This window comes from Lentzea sp. NPDC058436 (assembly GCF_042721515.1).
Classification (GTDB): domain Bacteria; phylum Actinomycetota; class Actinomycetes; order Mycobacteriales; family Pseudonocardiaceae; genus Lentzea.
This window is the reverse complement of record NZ_JBHXLF010000020.1, coordinates 17,322-36,091: the sequence shown is the minus strand read 5'-3', so window position 1 is coordinate 36,091 and position 18,770 is coordinate 17,322. Positions and strand designations below refer to the sequence as shown.

Below are 18,770 nucleotides of genomic sequence, written 5' to 3'. Positions count from 1 at the left end.
CGCGCTGACGACGCCCCCACCACGAGCACCTCCGGGCTTCTTCACGCGCACCGAGCGCCTCGAAACCCCGGAGGATGGCGATGGCCACGCCGCAGACGTCACCGCGTGCCAAGCAGCGTCGCGGCGAGGGGCAGTGGGCACTCGGATACCGAGAGCCGCTGAACCCCAACGAGCGGAGCAAGAAGGACGACAACCCGCTCAACGTCCGCGCCCGCATCGAGAACATCTACGCCCACGGCGGTTTCGACTCGATCGACCCGGCCGACCTGCGCGGACGTTTCCGCTGGTACGGCCTCTACACCCAGCGCAAGCCCGGCATCGACGGCGGCCGCACGGCCACGTTGGAGCCCGAAGAGCTGGACGACGAGTTCTTCATGATGCGCGTCCGCAGCGACGGCGGTGCGCTCACCACGGAGCAGCTGACGGTCCTCGGCGAGATCTCGCAGACCTACGCCCGCGACACGGCGGACATCACCGACCGCCAGAACATCCAGTACCACTGGATCCGGGTCGAGGACGTTCCCACGATCTGGCAGAAGCTCGAAGCCGTCGGCCTCACGACGATGGAGGCGTGCGGCGACAGCCCGCGCGTCATCCTCGGCTCGCCGGTCGCGGGCATCTCGCAGGACGAGATCATCAACGGGCAGCCGGCGATCGACACGATCCTCGACCGCTACATCGGTGACCCGCGCTTCTCGAACCTGCCGCGCAAGTTCAAGACCGCCATCTCCGGCCTGCAGGACGTCGCGCACGAGATCCACGACATCGCGTTCGTCGGCGTGAACCACCCCGAGCACGGCCCCGGCTTCGACCTCTGGGTCGGCGGCGGTCTGTCCACGAACCCCATGCTGGGCAAGCGGTTGGGCGCCTGGGTGCCGCTCGACGAGGTGCCGGACGTGTGGGAGGCGGTCATCTCCGTCTTCCGCGACTACGGCTACCGCCGCCTGCGCCACCGCGCGCGCATCAAGTTCCTCGTCGCCGACTGGGGCCCGGAGAAGTTCCGCCAGGTCGTCGAGGACGAGTACCTGGGTCGCAAGATGATCGACGGCCCGGCGCCGGAGACCCTGGACCAGCAGCTCGACCACATCGGCGTGCACAAGCAGAAGGACGGCCTGTTCTACGTCGGCGCCGCGCCCGTCGCCGGACGCGTGTCGGGCTCGATCCTCGTCGAGGTCGCGAAGTTCGCGGAACGGGCCGGGTCGAACCGCGTCCGCTTCACGCCGCAGCAGAAGATCATCGTGCTGGACGTGCCCGAGGCCGAGATCCCGACGCTCAAGAGCGACCTCGCGAAGCTCGGCCTGCAGGTCGACCCGTCGCCGTGGCGCCGCGGGATCATGGCCTGCACCGGCATCGAGTTCTGCAAGCTCGCGATCGTCGAGACCAAGGCCCGCGCGCTCGACCTCGTCACGCAGCTCGAAGCGAACCTGAAGGACGTCGTCGACGGCGTCACGGCGCCGATCACCGTGCACATCAACGGCTGCCCCAACTCCTGCGCCCGCATCCAGACCGCGGACATCGGGCTGAAGGGCCAGATCGTCACGGACGCCGAGGGCAACCAGGTCGAGGGCTTCCAGGTGCACCTCGGCGGCGGCCTCGGCCTCGACGCCGGGTTCGGCCGGAAGCTGCGCGGCCACAAGGTGACCGCGAACGAGCTGCCCGAGTACGTCGAGCGCGTGGTGCGCAACTTCGTGGCCCAGCGCGAGACCGACGAGCGGTTCGCGCAGTGGGTCGGCCGCGCGGAGGAGGGGTCGCTGCGATGAGCGAACGCGCGACGCCGTTCTACTGCCCCTACTGCGGCGACGAGGACCTCCGTCCGCAAGAGGAACCCAGCTACGCGTGGCTGTGCACCGGGTGCCGCCGCGTCTTCAAGGTCTCGTTCGTCGGGCTCAACCTGCCGCAGGAGGTGAAGAAGTGAGCGATCTCAAGGAAGACCTCAAGATCGTCGCCGACGCGGCCGAGCAGGAGTTGAAGGACGCGAGCCCCGAAGAGGCGCTGGAGTGGGTCGCGCGGACGTTCGGCGACAGCTACATCGTCGCGTCGAACATGCAGGACGCCGTGCTGATCGACCTCGCAGCCAAGGTGAAGCCGAACTTCGACGTGCTGTTCCTGGAGACGGGCTACCACTTCCCGGAGACCATCGGCGTGCGCGACGCCGTCGGGGTCGTCTACCCGGACGTGCACGTCGTGAACGCGGCTGCCGAGCAGTCGGTGGAGGACCAGGAACGCGAGTTCGGGCTGCTGTACCAGTCGGACCCGGCCACCTGCTGCAACCTGCGCAAGGTCGTGCCGCTGCGCCGCGAGCTGGCGAAGTACGACGCGTGGGTCACCGGCGTGCGTCGCGTGGACGCCCCGACCAGGGCGAACACGCCGATCGTGCAGTGGGACGAGCGCAACGGCCTGGTGAAGATCAACCCGATCGCTCCGTGGAGCGACGAGGAGTTCAACGCCTACATCAGCGAGAAGGGCATCCTCGAAAACCTGTTGGTGCAGGAGGGATATCCCTCCATCGGCTGTCTCCCGTGCACCGCCAAGCCGCTGCCGGGCGAGGACGCGCGCAGCGGCCGGTGGGCCGGTCAGTCGAAGACGGAATGTGGGTTGCACGGATGACTCTTGCACTGGACACGTTGGGGCGCCTCGAATCCGAGGCGATCCACATCTTCCGCGAGGTCGCGGGCGAGTTCGACCGGCCGGTGATCCTCTTCTCCGGCGGCAAGGACTCGACGCTGCTGCTGCACCTCGCGATCAAGGCGTTCTACCCGGCGCCGGTGCCGTTCCCGCTGCTGCACGTCGACACCGGGCACAACTTCGACGAGGTCATCGAGTTCCGCGACCGCGTCGTCGCGCAGCACGGCCTGCGCCTGGAGGTCGCGAAGGTCCAGGACTGGATCGACGACGGCCGCCTCGAAGAGCGCCCGGACGGCACGCGCAACCCGTTGCAGACCGTGCCTCTGCTGGACTCCATCACGCAGCACAAGTTCGACGCGGTCTTCGGCGGCGGACGCCGGGACGAGGAACGCGCCCGCGCCAAGGAGCGGATCTTCAGCCTGCGCACGGCGTTCGGCCAGTGGGACCCGAAGCGCCAGCGCCCTGAGCTGTGGAACCTCTACAACGGCCGCCACCGCGCCGGTGAGCACGTCCGCGTGTTCCCGCTGTCCAACTGGACCGAGCTCGACGTCTGGAACTACATCGAGCGCGAGGGCATCGAGCTGCCGGACATCTACTACTCGCACCAGCGCGACGTGTTCCTGCGCGACGGCATGTGGCTCGCCGAGGGCCCGTGGGGCACCGTGCGCGAGGGCGAAACGTTGCTGCGCAAGACAGTTCGCTACCGCACGGTCGGCGACGGCTCCTGCACGGGCGCCGTCGAGTCCGACGCCGCCGACATCCACGCGGTGATCGCCGAGGTCTCCGCGTCACGACTGACCGAGCGCGGCGCCACGCGTGCCGACGACCGGCTGTCCGAGGCCGCCATGGAAGACCGCAAGCGGGAGGGCTACTTCTAAATGAGCGACCTGTTGAGGCTGGCTACCGCAGGCAGCGTGGACGACGGAAAGTCCACGCTCGTCGGCAGGTTGCTCTACGACACCAAGTCCGTGCTCGCGGACACGCTCGACGCCGTCCACCGGGCGAGCGCCGACCGCGGTCTCACGACGCCGGACCTGTCGTTGCTGGTCGACGGCCTGCGTTCGGAACGCGAGCAGGGCATCACCATCGACGTGGCGTACCGGTACTTCGCGACGCCCAAGCGGTCGTTCGTGCTCGCGGACACCCCCGGCCACGTGCAGTACACCCGCAACACCGTCACCGGCGCCTCCACCGCGCAGCTCGCGGTCCTGCTGGTCGACGCGCGCAAGGGCGTCATCGAGCAGACCCGGCGCCACGCGGCGGTTCTCGCGCTGCTCGGCGTGCCGAGGCTGGTCCTGGCGGTCAACAAGATCGACCTCGTGGACTACGACGAGGTGACGTTCTCCCGCATCGCCAAGGAGTTCACCGCGCACGCCACGGCTCTCGGCTACACCGAGGACGCGGTCGTCGAGATCCCGGTGTCGGCGCTGGCCGGGGACAACGTTGTGGAGAAGTCGGCGAACACGCCCTGGTACGAGGGCCCGACCCTGTTGGAGCACCTGGAGACCGTGCCGGTCGAGCCCGACCCGCACGACGCCCCGTTCCGCTTCCCGGTGCAGTACGTGATCCGCCCGCGCACGGCAGAGCACCTCGACTACCGGGGGTACGCCGGTCTGGTCGCGGCCGGCACGGTCAAGCCGGGCGACGAGATCGTGGTCCTCCCGTCGGGGCGGCGCTCGACGGTGACGAAGATCGACACGGCGGACGGCGAACTGGCGGAGGCGGCGGCCGGCCAGTCCGTGACGTTGTTGCTGGCGGACGACATCGACATCTCCCGCGGCGACCTGATCTCGGTGGCGGGCAACGAGCCCAACGTCACCGACGAGCTGGACGCCACCCTCTGCTGGCTCGCGGAGAAGCCTCTGCGCGCCGGCGCCCGAGTCCTCGTCAAGCACGGCACGCGCACCGTGCAGGCGATGGTCACCGACCTGCGCGACCGCTTCGACGAGCAGAAACTGTCCAGCGTGGACAGCCCCAGTTCGTTGGAGCTCAACGAGATCGGCCGAGTGGCTCTGCGTCTCGCGGAGCCGGTTCCACTGGACGACTACAGCTTCAGCCGGCGCACCGGGTCCTTCCTGGTGATCGACGCGAGTGATGGTTCCACTCTCGCCGCCGGGCTGGTCGGGGCTCCGCTGCCGTTGCTTGAGAACGGCGTGGAGAGCTGTACCGGGGGTAGCACCGCTACCCCTGACAACCACGCCCTTGTCTCCCCCGGTCCCTGAAAGGCCTCTTCCCCGTGAATCTCAAGCCCGCCATCGCCGTCACACTGATCGCACTGACAGCCCTGTCCGGTTGCAGCCGCGCAGGTACCTCTGAGACTCCCGCCGCCGAGTCCAAGGGCGCCGCCGCCGAGGTCCGCCTCGGCTACTTCCCGAACATCACCCACGCCGCCGCGCTGATCGGCGTCGAAAAGGGCCTGTACGCGAAGGAACTCGGCAACACCAAGCTGACGACGCAGACGTTCAACGCGGGCCCCGACGAGGTGAACGCCCTGCTGGGCGAGTCCCTCGACATCGCCTACATCGGCTCCGGACCGGCCATCAACGCCTACGCGAAGTCCAAGGGCGAGGCCGTGAAGCTCATCGCGGGCGCCACCTCGGGCGGTGCGCAGCTCGTGGTGAAGCCGGAGATCAACTCGATCGAGGACCTCAAGGGCAAGGTCGTCGCCACGCCGCAGCTCGCGAACACGCAGGACGTGTCGCTGAAGAAGTACCTGGCGGAGAAGAACCTCACCGGCCAGGTCACCGTGCAGAACGTGGAGAACGCCGCGTCGCTCGACCTGTTCAAGAAGGGCGACATCCAGGCCGCGTGGGCGCCGCAGCCGTGGTCGGCGCGCATCGTCAACGAGGGTGGCGGCAAGGTGCTGCTCGACGAGAAGACGCTGTGGGAGGGCGGGGCGTTCCCGACCACCGTCGTCATCGTGCGCACGAAGTTCCTGCAGGAGCACCCGGAGACGGTCGAGGCCGTGCTGAAGGGCCACGTCGCCGCCATCGACTGGGCGAAGGCGAACAAGGACGAGGCCAAGCAGGCCGCGAACGCCGCGCTGGAGAAGCTCACGTCCAAGAAGCTCGGCGACAAGATCCTCGACGCCGCGTGGGACAACATCGAGCTCACGACCGACGCGCAGGCCAAGCACTTCCCGCAGCTCGCGAAGGACGCCGTGACGGCGGGCGTGGCCAAGGAGGCCGCGAACGTCGCCGGGTACGCCGACTTCACGTTGCTGAACAAGGTCCTGCAGGCGCAGGGCAAGCCGCAGGTCCAAGCAGCTGGCCTGGACAAGAAGTAGCACTTTCTGACGCGAGGGAAGGCACACCATGACCGCCACGCTCGAAAACGCTCTTCTGTCCACCGCGGACACCGCCGTCGAACTGTCCGGCGTCCGCAAGGTCTTCGGCCACGGCAGTTCGGCCGTGGTGGCGCTCGACGGGGTGGACCTCAAGGTCAAGCCCGGCGAGTTCGTGTGTCTTCTCGGCGCGTCCGGCTGCGGCAAGAGCACGCTGCTCAACATCGTCGCGGGCCTCGACGGCGCGACGTCCGGTGAGCTGCAGATCAACACCTCCCGCCCGGCCGTGATGTTCCAGGAGCCCGCTCTGATGCCGTGGCTGACCGCGTCGCGCAACGTCGAACTGGCGTTGCGCTTCGCCGGCGTCGGCCGCGTGGCTCGCAAGCGCCGTGCGTTGGAACTGCTCGAACTGGTGCGGCTGGGCGACGTCGCGGACAAGCGTCCGCACGAGCTCTCCGGCGGCATGCGTCAGCGCGTGGCCCTGGCCCGCGCGCTGGCGTCCACCACCGTGTCCGCGGACGGCGCTCCCGCACTCCTGCTGATGGACGAGCCGTTCGCGGCGTTGGACGCCATCACGCGCGACGTGCTGCAGAGCGAACTGCTGCGCGTGTGGGAGACCACGAACACCGCGATCATCTTCGTCACCCACGACGTGCGCGAGGCCGTGCGACTCGGCCAGCGCGTCGTGCTGCTGTCCTCCCGCCCCGGCCGCGTCGTGCGCGAGTGGGATGTGCGCGACTCCTCGTCCGAGGTCCTCGACGAGATCAACACCCATCTGCGAGAGGTCATCAGTGGCCACGCCTCCTGACACGCTCGACAAGGTCGGCGCCGGCCTCGACGCGCTCGATGTGCCCGCGGAGGCGCACAAGCCGCCGTTCTGGCGCCGGTTCCTGAAGACGGGCGTGCCACCGCTCATCGCCTTCGCGCTGCTCCTGGGCGTGTGGCAGGCGTTGTGGGCGTCGGCCCTGCTGCCCGAGTTCCAGCTGCCGGCGCCGGTCAACGTGTGGAACGAGCTCGTCCGGTCGATCTCCTCCGGCGAGGCGTTCGGCATCCTGTGGACATCGCTGCACCGCGCGGTGCTCGGGTTCCTCGCGGCCGTGCTGATCGCGACGCCGCTCGGCCTGCTCGTCGCCAAGGTGCGGGTGGTGCGCGCGGCGATCGGCTCGTTGCTGACCGGCCTGCAGTCACTTCCTTCGGTGGCCTGGGTTCCGGCCGCGATCCTCTGGTTCGGCGTGACGCCGTCCACGATCTACTTCGTGGTGCTGATGGGCTCCGTCCCGTCCATCGCGAACGGGCTCGTCGCGGGCATCGACCAGATCCCGCCGCTGCTGCCCCGCGTGGGACGCGCGTTGGGCGCCGGCCGCCTGGCCTCGGCCCGCCACATCCTGCTGCCGGCCGCGCTGCCCGGTTACCTGGCGGGCCTGAAGCAGGGCTGGGCGTTCTCGTGGCGTTCGCTGATGGCGGCGGAGATCATCGCGACCTCCCCGCAGCTCGGCGTCGGCCTCGGCCAGTACCTGCACAACGGTTCGTCGCTGAACGACATCAACATGGTGATCGCCGCGATCTTCCTGATCCTGCTGGTGGGCATCGGCATCGAACTGCTGCTGTTCCGCCCGCTGGAGCGCGCCGTGCTGCGGGCCCGCGGCCTGACGGGGGCGCTGTGATCCCCCTGATCGCCGTCGCGCACGGCAGCCGCGACCCCCGTTCGGCCGCGTCGATCCACGCCCTGCTGGACGTCGTGCGGTCGTTGCGACCCGAGCTCGACGTGCGCGGGTGCTTCCTCGACCTGTGCGCGCCTCGTCTCGGTGACGTGCTGCGCGGACCTTCGGTCGTCGTACCTTTGTTGCTGGGCAAGGCTTATCACGCCCGCGTGGACGTGCCGGCCGCCGTCGCCGAGTCGCGGGTGCCCGCCGTGGTGACGCCCGTGCTGGGCCCGGACCCCCGGCTGGAGTCCGCCGCACTGCGACGGCTGTCCGAGGCCGGAGTCTCGTTCGGTGACAGGTCTTTGGGCGTGGTGCTGGCCGGCGCCGGCTCCTCGCACGCACCCGCGAACGAGGCCGTGGCGCACGTGGCCAGGCGCTGGGCCCGTGAGTCGGGGTGGGCCGGGGTGGAGGCGGCGTTCGCGTCGATCGCCTCGCCCACCGTGCCCGAGGCGGTCGAGCGGTTGAAGGCGCGCGGTGCTTCGCGGATCGCGGTGGCGTCTTGGTTCCTGGCGCCGGGGCTGTTGCCGGACAAGGTGGCGTCGCTGGCTCCCGGTGCCGTGGTGGCGCGGCCGTTGGGCGACGACGTGGAGGTCGCGCAGTTGGTGCTGGACCGGTACGACGAGGCGTTGGTGCGGCAGACGGTGGCTGCCTAGCGATTCGCCCCCGGTGGCGCGCCTCGGCGTGGTACCAACTGCCCGACGACACCGGGGGGCTGCGTGCACGACGATCCACACGGGTTCGACCACAGCGTTCGGGACGGCATTGTCGACGGCAGCGCCGATGACGGCCACGGCGGTTACCCGCCCTACCCGCGGTCACGTGACCGGCACGAATACCGCAGGTACCACCACGACGTGTCCGGGGCGCCGTCGTGGGTGAAGGTGCTGCTGTGGACGGGTGCTCTGCTTGCGGTAGCGGGCATGGGGGTCATCGTGTTCGGCTTGCTCGACGGGCCCGAGCCGGTGAGCACGCCGCTGACGCCCGCGTTCCCGACCGCCGAGCTGCCACCTGGGTTTCCTGCTGAGGCGCTCCCGCCCGCGGGCTTCCCCGGACAACCCTCACCTCCGAGCGTCGGAGGCCCGAACCTGGCGCCGGGGTTCGGGCTGTTCTTCGTGGGGTTCGTGCTGACGGCGATCGGCGCGCTGGGGCACAGCACCTCCCGACGTCGCTGAGGTTTTGGTTGCCGACGTGTGCACCTCAAGACCGAGAAACCCGCTCGACGCAAGCTGATCGCAGACAGGCTCGTGATCGGCACCCGGACCAAGGCCCACGACGACGGACTGGTGTACGAGCACATCCAGTCGTCCTCCGAGCCCGCACTGTGGATCAGCGACGCGCTCGCGTGGTGCCACGGGGCGGGAGGCGACTGGAAGCGGCGGATCGCACCTGTCACAGGGGCTGTCGTCGACCTGGGCCAGCTCTAGAAAGCGCGAAGCCCAGGCAGCGACCGTCCGGACGCGCACCTGGGCTCACTTCCTCCACCTAGCGGCAGAGGCTCTGCGACAACCCTAGCACATTTGACCCCAACCGCTGCACCGCGCCACTTTCGGCCGCCGCCACAAGATCGAACAAGCAGCGCCGTTCGGCCGATGTGAACTGTGAACCGTTGACGTGAAACCTACTCATGAGTAGGCAGATGGTTACGCCGCGTGCTGGAGATGTCCCTCGTCCACTCATCGGGGAGAGGTCATGAAGCTAGCCGCAATCGCAGCAGCCGCACTGGTTCCGATGCTCATGTTCGCCACCACCGCGTCAGCCGAAGCACCGCAGACCATCACCTACAAGCTCCGCGCGAGTGCCGCCGGGCAGTCGTCGGACTTCACGCTCGACCAGGGTGTCGACGCGTCGGCACCGGCCACCGCCGCGCCCGGCAGTGCCGTCGCGGTCACCATCGACCCCGCGCCCAACACCATCCCGTCCGAGGCGGGCGGCCGTCAGGTGCGGGAGATCAAGGGACTCGCGCTGAAACTGCCGGTGCCGGCCAACTCGACGTTCGCCTCGGCGAGCCTCGCGGGCGGGGCCGGGCTGGGTGGCACGCCGACGATCGCCTTGCAGGGCAACGACGTCGTGCTGAGCGTGCCCGGTCCGATCAAGGGTGGCGCGAACTTCGAGCTGCCGACCGTCACGATCAACCTGACGGCGGGCGGGTCCGGGACGATCTCCGCGAAGCTGGGCGGCACCAGCTACGACGCTCCCGGTCTCACCTTCACCGCGGTCGTCACGGTGTTCGGGTTCCCGATCGACGCCGCCGCGAAGGGCTACCCGGACCCGAACCCCGTGCTGACCACGACCACGATCGGCTAGAACCCTGATGCCCCAACCCCTGCCGGGCATCAGGACGTAGCCGCGACCAGAGCGGTCATGGTGGCGAGCGTGGTGCGCAGGTCTTCGAGCGAGACCTGCGCACCGACGCGGTTCGCCCACTCGTACTGCGCCTCCCGCAGCCGTTCCACGGCGGCGAATCCCTCGGCCGTGGGGCGGATCAGCTTCGCGCGGGCATGTGCCGGGTTCGGCAGGTACTCCGCCAAACCCTTGTCCACCAACAGGTCCGCGATCCGCTGCACGGACTGGCGGGCCAGGCCCATCTCGCGCGCCACGCCCGACACCGACAACGGCTCGCGCAGCACGGCACCGAGCACCTGCCACCACGCCGCGGTCAGGCCGACCGGCTTCGTCATCACCTCCGCCGCGTCGAGGAACGCCCCGTACAGGCGGAACGTCCTCATCACGACGTCGGTGAGCACGTCACCCGACTCACTCCTGGACACTCGCCACCAGCTTCCCGAACGCCTCGACCGAGTCCACGCGGTTGAACTCGTACCAAGCGTCCAAAGTCCTGGGGGAGAACGTCTCCAGCTCCGCCAGCACCTCGCGCGCGAACTCCAGCGACGACGCACCGCCCGCCGTGATCACGCCGTCAGCGCGCACGACCCGTTCCTCGCGGTAGAACGACGCACCGCCGTAGGAACCAAGTCCCCCGAGGAAGTTCGACGTGTGCGGCACGTCGTCGAGCAGCCCTTCGGCCGCCAGCGCGACCGTCGCGCCGCAGATCGCCGCGATCGGCTTGCCGGCCTCGCGAAACGTCCGCGCGAGCTTGCCGAACGCCGCGAGCGAACCGGACTCCCAGCCGTCACCGCCCGGCATGACGAGCATCGCCGCGTCGTCCACGACCACGTCCGCCAGAGCGACGTCCGGCAGCATCCGCACGCCGCCGACCGTGCGGATCGGGTCGGCGGTCAGCGCGACCGTCCGGATCTGGTACCGCCCGGGCTGCTGCTGGAACTGCTGCAGGCTCACCTGCGCGGCCACGTGCCCGTACTCCCAGTCCGCCATCTGGTCGGACAGAACGAGGTACACCGTCTGCGTCATGACAGCAGACTGTCATAGTTGACAGCATGCTGTCAACGTGACCGAGCGTTAAGGTCAGCGGCATGGCAGACGAGCTGGTCCACTACGAGGTGCGGCGTGGCATCGCGACGATCACGCTGGACTCCCCCCACAACCGCAACGCGCTGTCGTCGCAGCTGCGCCGGGAGCTCAAGGAGCACCTGGGCACGGCGGCGAAGGACGACGGCGTGCGCGTGGTCGTGCTGACCCACACGGGCCCGGTGTTCTGCTCCGGCATGGACCTCAAGGAGGCCGCCGGCGCGAGCGCGGGTGACCAGGGCGTCAACGAGTTCCCCGCGATCCTCGAACAGCTCTGGACCAGCCCGAAGCCGGTCGTCGCCGCCCTCAACGGACCGGCGCGCGCGGGTGGCGTCGGCATCGTGGCGGCGTGCGACATCGCGATCGCGGACGCCAAGGCGACGTTCGCGTTCAGCGAGGTCAGGATCGGCGTCGTGCCGGCCGTCATCTCGGTGACGGTGCTGCCGCGGCTGCTCCCCCGCCAGGCCCACGAGCTGTTCCTCACCGGCGAGACGTTCGACGCCCAGCGCGCCAAGGAGATCGGCCTGCTGAACGCCGCCACGGACGACGTCGAGGCCGAGGTCCGCCGCTACACGGACATGCTCGCGCTCGGCGCCCCTAACGCCCTGGCCGCCACCAAGGAGATGCTGCGGCAGGAACGGTCCACGAACCTCGGCGAGGTCTTCGCGGACATGCTGGAGCTCTCAGCGCAGCACTTCGGCGGACCCGAGGGCCAGGAGGGCATCACCGCGTTCCGCGAGAAGCGCAAGCCGTCCTGGGTGCCCGCCGAAGACTGATCCAGCGCGGGACTAGAACCAGCCGGTGCACTCGATCCGGCCCTGAGACGACCCGCAGGCGCGCATCAGCCTGCCGTCGTTCTTGAACGCGTCGGTGAACTTCGCGGTGCCCGAGTCGATCCTGGTGTACCCGAGGAAGCCCTCGTGCCCGTCGGCCGAGGGCTCCTTGCGGTCGGTCCAGATCTCCTCGCCCGGCGTGCCGTGGGAGATGCGGCCCCACGCGCACTTGGACTCGTTCGACGCCCGCAGCTCGACCACGCGGCCGTTCACCATCGTCACGGGGTTGTCGCCGTCGAGCGTCTCGAACGGCGTGAAGGCCTTCTCCTGCGAGCAGTCCGGGTCTCCGGCGAACGACACGGCCGGACACAGCACCAGCACCACCGCGACGACGCCGAGCACCGAGCTCAGGCGGCGGAATTGCGTTCCCATGGAATGGCACTGTCCACTCCGGACGCCGAAACCGCAGCGCGGATCACCGTTCCGTGCGAATCACGCGCACTTTCCGGTCACCTGATTCGGCGGTCTGCTTCACGGCGTCACGCAGCACGTCGAGGACCGAGGAGTCCAGGTCCATGGGCACGACCAGCACGTACTCACCTGCGGGAAGCCACGAGAGATCGGTCAGGCTGTCGTACAACGCGTCGAGGTTCTGCCCGAACCACGAAGGGAAGTCGAGCGCGGAGGCAATGGCCGAGATCGCCGCGGACTTCTCCGAAACGAGAATGTGCCGTTTCATTTCTTCACGTCCACGACGACGAACGACGAATAGTGGTCGCCGGTGTAGAAGACTTCCTTTTCCGACCCGGTGACGATCCGCCGCGCACCGCGGTCGGGACTGCCCGGCGTCGGCACCGTGTACTCCTTGTAGTACCCGGAGTTCTTGGCGGGCAGCCGCTTCTCCCGGTTCTGGAACGTCACGCCGTCGTTGCGCGGGTACGGGAACGGCCCGTCCGCCTCGATCAGCTTCCACGTCTTCGCGGCCTCGGCGGGCAGCTTCGACAGCGCCTGCACGTCCATGCCGGACGCCGATCCGGGCACGGCGCCCGCCTGCGCCCCGGACGACGGCGCCGAAGACGACGACGTCGGCGGCGCGGGGTCCGAGGCGGTGGTGTCCTTGACGAACCACCCGATCACGACCAGAGCGATGAGCCCGACCAGTGCGACGGTCAGGCGACGACCAGGACTCACGCGGCGACCTTCTCCGTCTCGGGCTCCGGGTCGGGCTCGGGAGCGCCGACGGACGCCGGGTTGTTCGCACCCCAGTCAGCGACCCTGTCGATCAGCCGCGCGACGCCCAGGCACAGGGGCAACACCACGATCATCACGACGGGGAACTGCACGGCGACGGGCAGCTGCACGACCCACAGCTCGACCCCGTCCCACCACTGCACCAGCCAGTCCACGACCCCGAGAGTAGTCGCGTGACCCGTGTCACGGCATTTGGCCACGATCCAGGTGGGTATGTTGCGAACCATGTTCGCCGTTTACGCAGCAGAACCCAGTCCTGAGAACCCGCTGGCCTCGCTCCGCGTGGGCGAGCGCCCCGAGCCCGAGGTGCCCGCGGGGTGGGTGCGCGTCGCGGTGAAGGCGGCCAGCCTCAACATGCACGACCTGTGGACGTTGCGCGGTGTCGGCATCAAGGCCGAGCAGTTCCCGATGATCCTCGGCTGCGACGGCGCCGGTGTGCTCGACGACGGCACCGAGGTGGTGCTGCACTCCGTCATCGGCGACCCGGGCTGGGACGGCGACGAGACCCTCGACCCGAAGCGCACGCTGCTCACCGAGAAGCACCAGGGCACGTTCGCCGACTACGTCACGGTTCCGGCCCGCAACGCGCTGCCCAAGCCCGCCGGGCTGTCGTTCGCCGAGGGTGCCTGCATGGGCACGGCGTGGCTCACGGCGTACCGGATGTTGTTCGTGAAGTCCGGCCTGCGCCCCGGCCAGACGATGCTCGTGCAGGGCGCCTCGGGCGGTGTGTCGACCGCGCTGATCCAGCTCGGCCGCGCCGCCGGGTTCCGCGTGTGGGTCACGGGCCGCACGGAGGAGAAGCGCGCGCTGGCGTCCAGCCTTGGCGCGCACGAGACGTTCGAGTCCGGCGCCCGGCTGCCCGAACGGGTCGACGCGGTGTTCGAGACCGTCGGCAAGGCCACCTGGTCGCACTCCATGAAGGCGCTCAAGCCCGGCGGCATCGTCGTCATCTCCGGCGCGACGTCCGGTGACGCGTCCGCGGCCGAGCTCCAGCGGCTGTTCTTCCTGCAGCTGCGCGTGGTCGGCTCGACGATGGGCACGCGCGAGGAACTGGGCGACCTGATGCGGTTCTGCGCGCTGAACGACCTCAGGCCGCAGATCGGCGCCGAGCTCAAGTTCGAGGACGCCGAGCAGGGCCTCAAGGCGATGCTCGACGGCGACACCGCGGGCAAGATCGTGCTGACCCGCTCGTAGAAAAGGCACAAAACGCCCTTCTGGCCAGCGGTGTCACCTGAACCGCGTGACAGTGGTCCTCATGACCACGCAGGGCGTTTTCAGGCGCAAGCCCATAGAACAGATCGCCGAGGACAAAGGCGACGGGCTCACCAGAACGTTGGGCCTGTGGCAACTGACGGCCATCGGCATCGGTGGCATCATCGGCGCCGGCATCTTCTCGCTGGCCGGCGCCGTCGCGAACAAGACGGCGGGACCGGCCGTGCTGGTCTCGTTCCTCATCGCCGGTGTCGCGAGCGCGGCGGCGGCGTTCTCGTACGCGGAGTTCGCCGGGCTGATCCCCAAGGCGGGCAGCGCCTACACCTACGGGTACGCGGTGCTGGGCGAGATCGTCGGCTGGTTCATCGGCTGGGACCTGCTGCTGGAGTACACCGCGATCGTGGCGGTGGTCGCGATCGGCATCTCGGGCTACTTCACCGAACTGCTGAGCCTGCTCGACATCCACCTGCCGCAGTGGATGCTGGGCGCGCCGGGCACGGAGACGGGTGACGTCGCCGCGGGCACGTACAAGGTGAACCTGTTCGCCGTGCTGCTGTGCCTGCTCATCGCGTTCGTGCTCAACATGGGCATGAAGAACGCCGCACGGTTCGAGACCACGTTGGTGTACCTGAAGATCGCGGTCGTGGCGCTCGTCATCGTCGTCGGCGCGTTCCACATCAACACCGACAACTACAACCCGTTCTTCCCGTTCGGCATCTCGGGTGCCCTCACGGGTGCGGCGACGGTGTTCTTCGCGGTGTTCGGCTACGACGCGATGTCGACGGCGGCCGAGGAGTCCAAGGACTCGCAACGGCACATGCCGAAGGCGATCCTCTACTCCCTCGCCGTGTCGATGGTGCTGTACGTGCTGGCCTGCCTCGTGCTGACGGGCATGGTGAACTACAAGGACGTCGACTCGGAGTCCGCGTTCGCCACGGCGTTCGCCGACGTCGGCCTGCCCGTGCTCGGCATCGTCATCAGCGTCGGCGCGATCCTCGGCATCACGACGGTGCTCTTCACGTTCCTGCTGGGCGCGACCCGCGTCGGCTACTCGATGAGCCGCGACGGCCTGCTGCCGCAGTGGTTCGCGAAGTCGCACCCGGTGAAGCGCGTCCCGTCGCGCATCACCTGGGTGCTGGGCATCGCCTCCGCGGTCATCGCCGGTTTCCTGCCGATCGCGGAGGCCGCCGAGCTCACCAACATCGGCATCCTGCTGGCGTTCGTCGTCGTGTGCGTCGCCGTGATCGTGTTGCGCTACAAGCAGCCCGACCTGCCCAGGACCTTCAAGACCCCTGGCATGCCGGTGGTGCCGGTCATCGGCGTGATCTTCTCGATCTGGCTGATCACGTTCCTCAACCCGGAGACCTGGCTGCGGTTCGCGGTCTGGTTCGTGATCGGCCTGGTCATCTACCTCGCCTACTCGAAGCGGCACTCCGTCATGGAGCGTCAGTCCAGGAAGTGACGATCTGGTCGAGGGTGGAGAGCGGCACCGCGCCGCTCCCCACCACCAGGTCGTGGAACGCGCGGACGTCGAACCGGTCCCCGAGCTTCGTCTCGGCCTCGCCGCGGATGCGCTGGATCTCCAGGCGCCCCACCATGTACGCGAGCGCCTGACCGGGCGTCTCGATGTACCGGTCGATCTCGGCGTGGATCTCCGGCTCGGTCATGACCGTGTTCTCCCGCAGGTAGTCGACGGCCTGCTGCCGCGACCACCCGAACGCGTGCAGGCCGGTGTCGACCACGAGCCGCCCGGCCCGCATCGCGTCGAGGCCCAGCATGCCGATGCGCTGCTCGTCGGACGAGTACAGGCCCATCTCGTCCGCGAGGCGCTCGGTGTAGAGACCCCAGCCCTCCAGGTACGCCTCGATGAACGCGTACTTGCGCACGTTGTGCAGCTCGGTCTCGGACGCGATCGTGAACTGGTAGTGGTGGCCCGGCACTGCCTCGTGGAACGCCGTCACCTCCGACAGCGTGCGGCTGCGTTCGGTGGCGCCCAACGGGTTCAGCCAGTACGTGCCGGGACGGCTGCGGTCGGCGGACGCGGGCTGGTAGAACGCGATCGCCGACGTGCGCTGCTCCTCCTCGGGCACGAGCAGCACCCGGCAGCCGATGCCGGGCATGCGGCCGAACCACTTCGGCGCCTCGGCCTCCGCGCGGGCGATCGCCTCGACGGCGTTGTCGAGCATCTGCTCTTCGCTGTCCCACAACAGTTCCGTGCGCAGCCGCCGGAAGATCTCCGGCACGCTCGACGTGCCCCACAGCCGCGAGCCGATCTCCGCGTACTCCTCGCGCAGCGAGGCGATGACGTCGAGACCCAGGCGGTGCAGCTCGTCGGGCGTGCGGGAGGTCGTGGTGTAGTTGCGGACCAGGTTCGCGTAGTTCTGTTCGCCCTCGGGCAGCCAGCAGAGTCCGGCCTTCTCGTCGGAACGCCCGTCCTCGACGGCCGCCAGCACGTCGCGGAACCCGGCCACGGCGGTGCGGATGTCGTCCGAGTGCGTGCCCTCCCACTCCTGCGCGGGCAGCGCGAGGAACGCGTCCATGCGCTGCACACCGGTCTCCAGGTGGCGGCTCAACGGGCGCCGGTCGGAGTCGCGGACCCGTGCGGCGGCCTGCTCGATGTAGCGCGGGAACTTGTCGAGGCGCTGCGACACGTCCAGCTTCGACGCGATCATGAGCAGGCTGTTCACCGGCGAGCTCATGGACGCGACGCTGTGCTCGACGAGCCTCGCGTCGATGCGGTCGACGATCGCCCGACCCTGCTGCTTGATCACCGCGAGCGTGACGGCGTCCTCGGTGTCGTCCGTCTCGGCCCTGTCGACGAGCGCGGCGATCCGGTCCCGGTCGGCCTTCTGGCCTTCCCAGCTCAGTTCACCGAGCTCGTCGCTCTTGCCCGGCACCCCCAGCAGCGCCGCCTGCAGCGGCGAGTGGTCCATGAGCGCTTGGAACATGTCGTCAGCGAGTGACATCAGGCCCTCCGGGACCAGTCGGAAACGAGTGAGCCGAGTGTGGGCAACGGCACGACGCCGTTCTCCAGCACCAGGTCGTGGAAAGCCTTGACGTCGAACCGGTCGCCCATCGCGGACCGGGCCTCCTCGCGCACGCGCTGGATCTCCAGGCGCCCCACCATGTACGCGAGCGCCTGCGCCGGCGCCTCGATGTACCGGTCGACCTCGGAGCCGATCTCCGAGTCGTCCATCGCGGTGTTCTCGCGCAGGTAGTCGACGGCGCGCTGCCGGGACCAGCCGAGCGCGTGCAGGCCCGTGTCGACCACGAGACGGCCGGCGCGCATCGCGTCGAGCCCCAGCATGCCCAGGCGTGCCTCGTCGGACGTGTAGAGGCCCATCTCGTCGGCGAGGCGTTCGGTGTAGAGGCCCCAGCCCTCGATGTAGGAGTCGACGAACGCGTACTTGCGCACGTTGTGCAGCTCGGTCTCGGCGGCGATCGAGAGCTGGAAGTGGTGACCGGGAACGGCTTCGTGGAACGCCGTCACCTGCGAGACCGTGCGGCTGCGTCCGGTGGCGTTCAACGGGTTCACGAAGTACGTGCCGGGACGGGAACCGTCGAGAGCGGCGTCCTCGTAGTACGCGAACGCGGCGTTGTGCCGGTCGACCTCCGGGACGAACTTGATCTCGCACCGCGCCTTCGGCAGCCGCCCGAACCAGTTCGGAGCCTCGGCCTCGGCCCGCGCGACCGCCGCAACGGCGTCAACGAGCATCTCGTCCTCGTTGTCCCACAACAGGTCCGTGCGCAGCCGCTGGAAGATCTCGCGGACGTCGCCGACGCCCCAGACCCGTGACCCGATCTCCGCGTACTCCTCGTGCAGCCCGGCCATCAGGTCGAGCCCGAGCCGGTGCAGCTCGGCGGGGCTGTAGGACGCGGTCGTGTAGTCGCGGACGAGCCTGCGGTAGTTCTCCTCGCCGTCGGGCAGCCAGCACAGACCGGCGTGCTCGTCGTCACGGCCGGGCAGCCCCAGCAGGACCTCGCGGTACCGGGCGAACGCCGGACGCAGGTCCGCGTCGCCCTCCCACTCCTGCCGAGGCGAGGCGAGGAACCGTTCGACGTACGCGGCACCGTTCTCGGCGTGCCGGCGCAACGGCCTGCGGTCGGTGTCGACCAACCGCTGCCCCGCCTGCTCCAGCAGCCGCGGGACGAGGTGCCGCCGCCGTGAGAAGTCGATCTGGGAGGTGGCCCTGAGCATGCTCGCGACCGGCGCGTTCGCCCCGCGCGACACCGAGTGCTCGACCAGCCGCGCGTCGATGCACGTGATGATCGACTCGGCCTGGTGGCGGATCACGTCCCGCGAGACCTGGTCCTCGTCGCTGCCGTCGAGACGCCCGAGGATGCCGGTCAGCCGCTGCCGCAACGCCTGGTGACCGCCGACGCTGACGTCGTCGAGCCTGTCGTCCCAGCCGGGAACGCCGACGAGCGTGGCGAACAGCGGGTTCCAGTCCATCATCGCCTGGAACATCTCATCGGAGAGCGAGGTCACGCCCTCCT

General features: G+C 69.1%; 23 protein-coding genes. 15 read left to right on the top strand and 8 right to left on the bottom strand.

The annotated features are described in order from the left end of the window. The first annotated feature begins 80 nt into the window (after positions 1–80). The 12 genes from ACFWN2_RS38280 (at position 81) to ACFWN2_RS38225 (ending at position 9,915) form a co-directional block, all read left to right on the top strand. Entirely contained in the window at positions 81–1,760 is a 1,680-nt protein-coding gene (locus ACFWN2_RS38280) for a nitrite/sulfite reductase (RefSeq protein WP_382435456.1), read from the top strand. Then, entirely contained in the window at positions 1,757–1,915 is a 159-nt protein-coding gene (locus tag ACFWN2_RS38275; RefSeq protein ID WP_030472080.1) for a hypothetical protein, read from the top strand. Before ACFWN2_RS38280 ends, ACFWN2_RS38275 begins: the two co-directional genes overlap by 4 nt. Then, a complete protein-coding gene (locus ACFWN2_RS38270; RefSeq protein ID WP_382435455.1) occupies positions 1,912–2,607 on the top strand; it encodes a phosphoadenylyl-sulfate reductase in 696 nt (231 codons plus the stop codon). Before ACFWN2_RS38275 ends, ACFWN2_RS38270 begins: the two co-directional genes overlap by 4 nt. After that, positions 2,604–3,503: a sulfate adenylyltransferase subunit CysD gene (gene cysD / locus ACFWN2_RS38265; RefSeq protein WP_382435454.1), complete on the top strand. Its 900-nt coding sequence runs from the start codon at positions 2,604–2,606 to the stop codon at positions 3,501–3,503. Before ACFWN2_RS38270 ends, cysD begins: the two co-directional genes overlap by 4 nt. Next, positions 3,504–4,847: a sulfate adenylyltransferase subunit 1 gene (locus tag ACFWN2_RS38260; RefSeq protein ID WP_382435453.1), complete on the top strand. Its 1,344-nt coding sequence runs from the start codon at positions 3,504–3,506 to the stop codon at positions 4,845–4,847. A gap of 14 nt (positions 4,848–4,861) precedes the next feature. After that, positions 4,862–5,911, top strand: a complete 1,050-nt coding sequence (locus tag ACFWN2_RS38255) for an ABC transporter substrate-binding protein (protein WP_382435452.1) — start codon at positions 4,862–4,864, stop codon at positions 5,909–5,911. Positions 5,912–5,939: 28 nt separating this feature from the next. Beyond that, positions 5,940–6,716 carry an ABC transporter ATP-binding protein gene (locus ACFWN2_RS38250; RefSeq protein WP_382435451.1) on the top strand — a complete coding sequence of 259 codons (777 nt, stop codon included), beginning with the start codon at positions 5,940–5,942 and terminating at the stop codon, positions 6,714–6,716. Next, a complete protein-coding gene (locus tag ACFWN2_RS38245; RefSeq protein ID WP_382435450.1) occupies positions 6,700–7,572 on the top strand; it encodes an ABC transporter permease in 873 nt (290 codons plus the stop codon). The genes ACFWN2_RS38250 and ACFWN2_RS38245 overlap by 17 nt, the downstream gene beginning before the upstream one ends. Then, positions 7,569–8,264 (top strand): sirohydrochlorin chelatase, encoded by a 696-nt coding sequence (locus ACFWN2_RS38240; protein ID WP_382435449.1) that lies wholly within the window; start codon positions 7,569–7,571, stop codon positions 8,262–8,264. The genes ACFWN2_RS38245 and ACFWN2_RS38240 overlap by 4 nt, the downstream gene beginning before the upstream one ends. A gap of 63 nt (positions 8,265–8,327) precedes the next feature. Next, positions 8,328–8,783 (top strand): hypothetical protein, encoded by a 456-nt coding sequence (locus ACFWN2_RS38235; RefSeq protein WP_382435448.1) that lies wholly within the window; start codon positions 8,328–8,330, stop codon positions 8,781–8,783. A gap of 18 nt (positions 8,784–8,801) precedes the next feature. Continuing rightward, positions 8,802–9,035 carry a hypothetical protein gene (locus tag ACFWN2_RS38230; RefSeq protein WP_382435447.1) on the top strand — a complete coding sequence of 78 codons (234 nt, stop codon included), beginning with the start codon at positions 8,802–8,804 and terminating at the stop codon, positions 9,033–9,035. Between the two features lie 265 nt (positions 9,036–9,300). Next, entirely contained in the window at positions 9,301–9,915 is a 615-nt protein-coding gene (locus tag ACFWN2_RS38225; protein ID WP_382435446.1) for a cyclase, read from the top strand. A 29-nt stretch (positions 9,916–9,944) separates the two neighbouring features. Here the strand turns inward: ACFWN2_RS38225 and ACFWN2_RS38220 are convergent, their stop codons facing one another. Together ACFWN2_RS38220 and ACFWN2_RS38215 are read right to left on the bottom strand one after the other, a co-directional pair. Beyond that, positions 9,945–10,379 (bottom strand): MarR family winged helix-turn-helix transcriptional regulator, encoded by a 435-nt coding sequence (locus tag ACFWN2_RS38220; RefSeq protein ID WP_382435445.1) that lies wholly within the window; start codon positions 10,377–10,379, stop codon positions 9,945–9,947. Further along, positions 10,366–10,980 carry a DJ-1/PfpI family protein gene (locus ACFWN2_RS38215; protein ID WP_382435444.1) on the bottom strand — a complete coding sequence of 205 codons (615 nt, stop codon included), beginning with the start codon at positions 10,978–10,980 and terminating at the stop codon, positions 10,366–10,368. The genes ACFWN2_RS38220 and ACFWN2_RS38215 overlap by 14 nt, the downstream gene beginning before the upstream one ends. 62 nt (positions 10,981–11,042) lie before the next feature. On the opposite strand from ACFWN2_RS38215, the gene ACFWN2_RS38210 reads away from it, so the two are divergent. Then, complete coding sequence (locus tag ACFWN2_RS38210) at positions 11,043–11,813, top strand: enoyl-CoA hydratase family protein (RefSeq protein WP_382435443.1); 771 nt, start codon at positions 11,043–11,045, stop codon at positions 11,811–11,813. Between the two features lie 12 nt (positions 11,814–11,825). Here ACFWN2_RS38210 and ACFWN2_RS38205 read toward each other — a convergent pair whose 3' ends face one another. The 4 genes from ACFWN2_RS38205 to ACFWN2_RS38190 are packed head-to-tail and all read right to left on the bottom strand — an operon-like array spanning position 11,826 to position 13,216. Continuing rightward, a complete protein-coding gene (locus ACFWN2_RS38205; protein ID WP_382435442.1) occupies positions 11,826–12,242 on the bottom strand; it encodes a hypothetical protein in 417 nt (138 codons plus the stop codon). Between the two features lie 43 nt (positions 12,243–12,285). Continuing rightward, positions 12,286–12,549, bottom strand: coding sequence for a barstar family protein (locus ACFWN2_RS38200; RefSeq protein ID WP_382435441.1), 264 nt, complete (start codon positions 12,547–12,549; stop codon positions 12,286–12,288). Next, positions 12,546–13,001 carry a ribonuclease domain-containing protein gene (locus ACFWN2_RS38195; RefSeq protein WP_382435440.1) on the bottom strand — a complete coding sequence of 152 codons (456 nt, stop codon included), beginning with the start codon at positions 12,999–13,001 and terminating at the stop codon, positions 12,546–12,548. Before ACFWN2_RS38195 ends, ACFWN2_RS38200 begins: the two co-directional genes overlap by 4 nt. Next, positions 12,998–13,216 carry a hypothetical protein gene (locus ACFWN2_RS38190; RefSeq protein ID WP_089922297.1) on the bottom strand — a complete coding sequence of 73 codons (219 nt, stop codon included), beginning with the start codon at positions 13,214–13,216 and terminating at the stop codon, positions 12,998–13,000. Before ACFWN2_RS38190 ends, ACFWN2_RS38195 begins: the two co-directional genes overlap by 4 nt. A gap of 70 nt (positions 13,217–13,286) precedes the next feature. Between ACFWN2_RS38190 and ACFWN2_RS38185 the strand changes: the two genes are divergently transcribed. Further along, entirely contained in the window at positions 13,287–14,255 is a 969-nt protein-coding gene (locus ACFWN2_RS38185) for a zinc-binding dehydrogenase (RefSeq protein ID WP_382435439.1), read from the top strand. A 61-nt stretch (positions 14,256–14,316) separates the two neighbouring features. Beyond that, positions 14,317–15,735, top strand: a complete 1,419-nt coding sequence (locus ACFWN2_RS38180) for an amino acid permease (protein WP_382435553.1) — start codon at positions 14,317–14,319, stop codon at positions 15,733–15,735. Here the strand turns inward: ACFWN2_RS38180 and ACFWN2_RS38175 are convergent. Beyond that, on the bottom strand, positions 15,710–17,239 hold the full coding sequence (locus ACFWN2_RS38175) for a DUF885 domain-containing protein (protein WP_382435438.1): 1,530 nt from the start codon (positions 17,237–17,239) through the stop codon (positions 15,710–15,712). The genes ACFWN2_RS38180 and ACFWN2_RS38175 overlap by 26 nt on opposite strands. Beyond that, positions 17,239–18,762, bottom strand: a complete 1,524-nt coding sequence (locus tag ACFWN2_RS38170) for a DUF885 domain-containing protein (RefSeq protein WP_382435437.1) — start codon at positions 18,760–18,762, stop codon at positions 17,239–17,241. Before ACFWN2_RS38170 ends, ACFWN2_RS38175 begins: the two co-directional genes overlap by 1 nt. Positions 18,763–18,770: the final 8 nt, after the last annotated feature.

Coding starts and splice junctions, on each gene's coding strand:
- ACFWN2_RS38250 (WP_382435451.1), top strand. CDS start 5,940: ATGACCGCCACGCTCGAAAACGCTCTTCTGTCCACCGCGGACACCGCC.
- ACFWN2_RS38200 (WP_382435441.1), bottom strand. CDS start 12,549: ATGAAACGGCACATTCTCGTTTCGGAGAAGTCCGCGGCGATCTCGGCC.
- ACFWN2_RS38260 (WP_382435453.1), top strand. CDS start 3,504: ATGAGCGACCTGTTGAGGCTGGCTACCGCAGGCAGCGTGGACGACGGA.
- ACFWN2_RS38175 (WP_382435438.1), bottom strand. CDS start 17,239: ATGTCACTCGCTGACGACATGTTCCAAGCGCTCATGGACCACTCGCCG.
- ACFWN2_RS38275 (WP_030472080.1), top strand. CDS start 1,757: ATGAGCGAACGCGCGACGCCGTTCTACTGCCCCTACTGCGGCGACGAG.
- cysD (WP_382435454.1), top strand. CDS start 2,604: ATGACTCTTGCACTGGACACGTTGGGGCGCCTCGAATCCGAGGCGATC.
- ACFWN2_RS38280 (WP_382435456.1), top strand. CDS start 81: ATGGCCACGCCGCAGACGTCACCGCGTGCCAAGCAGCGTCGCGGCGAG.
- ACFWN2_RS38205 (WP_382435442.1), bottom strand. CDS start 12,242: ATGGGAACGCAATTCCGCCGCCTGAGCTCGGTGCTCGGCGTCGTCGCG.
- ACFWN2_RS38185 (WP_382435439.1), top strand. CDS start 13,287: ATGTTCGCCGTTTACGCAGCAGAACCCAGTCCTGAGAACCCGCTGGCC.
- ACFWN2_RS38210 (WP_382435443.1), top strand. CDS start 11,043: ATGGCAGACGAGCTGGTCCACTACGAGGTGCGGCGTGGCATCGCGACG.
- ACFWN2_RS38180 (WP_382435553.1), top strand. CDS start 14,317: ATGACCACGCAGGGCGTTTTCAGGCGCAAGCCCATAGAACAGATCGCC.
- ACFWN2_RS38215 (WP_382435444.1), bottom strand. CDS start 10,980: ATGACGCAGACGGTGTACCTCGTTCTGTCCGACCAGATGGCGGACTGG.
- ACFWN2_RS38225 (WP_382435446.1), top strand. CDS start 9,301: ATGAAGCTAGCCGCAATCGCAGCAGCCGCACTGGTTCCGATGCTCATG.